A 496-nucleotide genomic window follows, 5' to 3' on the forward strand; every position below is an offset into this window, starting at 1 on the left:
TTCTTTCGAACACTAGCGATTATTTTTTATGAATTCAAGCTTATTTAAAACTCTATTCACTCGGTTTTGCTTGGTAAAATCTATTTACTTACTTATCTAGTTTTCAATGTACAATTTAAATTATTTAGTCAATCATTTTCATACTTCTTCGTTATCACAAATTTAAATGCTCATTTACGAAAGTAAACTGCGTTTTAAATTTATTCAACTCATCGTCTGAGAAACGATTTCTTTAAATAATATTTTCAACAATCACAATTAAACATTATATCAAATTATAATGTTTAATGCAATCATCATTTAATTTGAATGTTTGAAATAAACATTCAAAACTGAATACAATATGTCACGTTAATCCATCATCTCTAAGAGATGTTCCGAATATATCCTTAGAAAGGAGGTGATCCAGCCGCACCTTCCGATACGGCTACCTTGTTACGACTTCACCCCAATCATTTGTCCCACCTTCGACGGCTAGCTCCAAATGGTTACTCCA

1 rRNA gene is annotated in these 496 nt (G+C 30.8%); it reads right to left on the reverse strand.

Annotated elements, in window-relative coordinates:
- Positions 1-393 precede the first annotated feature (393 nt).
- Positions 394-496, reverse strand: a 16S ribosomal RNA gene (locus tag E2558_RS12265); the annotation flags it as partial.

The organism is Staphylococcus pragensis (assembly GCF_004785665.1).
Classification (GTDB): Bacteria; Bacillota; Bacilli; order Staphylococcales; family Staphylococcaceae; genus Staphylococcus; species Staphylococcus pragensis.